The organism is Nocardioides malaquae (assembly GCF_015070385.1).
Lineage (GTDB): Bacteria > Actinomycetota > Actinomycetes > Propionibacteriales > Nocardioidaceae > Nocardioides > Nocardioides malaquae.
Genome location: NZ_JADCSA010000471.1, coordinates 1 through 267, shown reverse-complemented (window position 1 = coordinate 267; position 267 = coordinate 1). Strand labels below are relative to the sequence as shown.

General features: G+C 45.7%; 1 protein-coding gene. It reads left to right on the top strand.

All coding sequences use genetic code 11. The features are described from left to right. The first annotated feature begins 8 nt into the window (after nucleotides 1–8). Nucleotides 9–170 (top strand): CsbD family protein, encoded by a 162-nt coding sequence (locus IEQ44_RS15965; protein ID WP_308785250.1) that lies wholly within the window; start codon nucleotides 9–11, stop codon nucleotides 168–170. The last annotated feature ends 97 nt before the right edge of the window (nucleotides 171–267 follow it).

Here is a 267-nt window from a genome sequence, read left to right as displayed (position 1 = left end):
AAGGTAAAGTGAAAGAGCAATGGGGCAAACTGACCGATGATGATATGACGATCATTGAAGGTAAACGTGATCAACTGGTCGGTAAAATCCAGGAACGTTATGGTTATCAGAAAGATCAGGCAGAAAAAGAGGTCGTGGATTGGGAAACCCGCAATGAATATCGCTGGTAATTAATCCCTCCTGCCCGACGTGTACAAGGATGTACGCCCTCTTAACGCGGTTTCTTTTTCACCTGCACAGAGTGATCATGCTGGCACTGTTCAGGAT